This window comes from Micromonospora sp. D75, assembly GCF_018070405.1.
Classification (GTDB): domain Bacteria; phylum Actinomycetota; class Actinomycetes; order Mycobacteriales; family Micromonosporaceae; genus Micromonospora; species Micromonospora chalcea.
The window spans coordinates 1-1,051 of the sequence record NZ_JAGPXV010001045.1 but is presented as its reverse complement, the minus strand read 5'-3'; the positions used below and the strand labels follow the sequence as shown (position 1 = coordinate 1,051).

2 protein-coding genes are annotated in these 1,051 nt (G+C 75.7%); both read left to right on the top strand.

The features are described from left to right. A partial coding sequence (locus KBX39_RS31855) for a cytochrome P450 (protein WP_210874129.1) occupies window positions 1–425 on the top strand: 425 nt, incomplete at its 5' end. Between the two features lie 69 nt (window positions 426–494). Next, on the top strand, window positions 495–1,051 hold a 557-nt coding region (locus tag KBX39_RS31850), incomplete at its 3' end, for an ABC transporter ATP-binding protein (protein WP_210874128.1).

Sequence of the window (1,051 nt, the reverse complement as noted above, 5' to 3'; positions counted from 1 at the left end):
CGGCGGTACGGGCCGGCCTGCGCGCGGGCACGGTCGCCGTGGACGACGTGGTCGAGGAGGGGCTGCGGCTGGAGCCACCGATCGTCACGTGGCGGCGGGTGGCGGCGATCGACACCACGCTCGGCGAGCTGCCGGTGGCGGCGGGCACCAGCGTGGTGGCCTGGCTGGCCCGCGCCGGGCGCGACCCGTCGGTGGTCGGCGCGCCGGGTGAGTTCCGCCCGGGGCAGCCCGGCTCGCGGCGGCACCTGGCCTTCGGCGCCGGGCCGCACCGCTGCGTCGGCGCGCAGCTGGCCCGGATGGAGGCCGCCGTGGTGGTCGCCGAGGCCACCGCGCTGCTCGACGGCGTGACTGTGGTGCGTCCGCCGTGGTGCCCGGACAACCTGACGTTCCGGATGCCCGACGCGTTCGTGGTCCGTCGCACCTGACGAAAGTCGGTGTCGGCCGTTGCCGTTCGACGGCAGTGTGGCGCCACCGCCGCGCAATAGCGTCACCGCATGATCACACTTCGTGGGTTGACGAAACGGTTCGGCGCCGTGACGGCCGTCGACGACCTGACCGTCGAGATCCGCCCCGGCCAGGTCACCGGGTTCCTCGGCCCCAACGGCGCCGGCAAGTCCACCACCATGCGGATGGTGCTCGGCCTGGACCGGCCCACCGCCGGGCAGGCGCTGGTCAACGGGCGGGACTACCGCACGCTGCGGCACCCGCTGTACGAGGTGGGCGCGTTGCTCGACGCGACAGGTGTGCACCCGGCCCGCTCCGGCGTGGCGCACCTGCGGGCGATGGCGCGCAGCAACGGCGTACCGGCCCGGCGGGTGACCGAGGTGCTCGACCTGGTCGGCCTGGACGCCCGCGCCGCCGGCAAGCCGGGCCGGGCGCTGTCGCTGGGCATGGGCCAGCGGCTGGGCATCGCCGGCGCGCTGCTCGGTGACCCGCCGGTGCTGCTGCTCGACGAGCCGGTCAACGGGCTCGACCCGGACGGGGTGCGGTGGATCCGCGGGTTCACCCGCCGTCTGGCCGACGAGGGGCGCACCGTCCTCGTCTCCAGCCA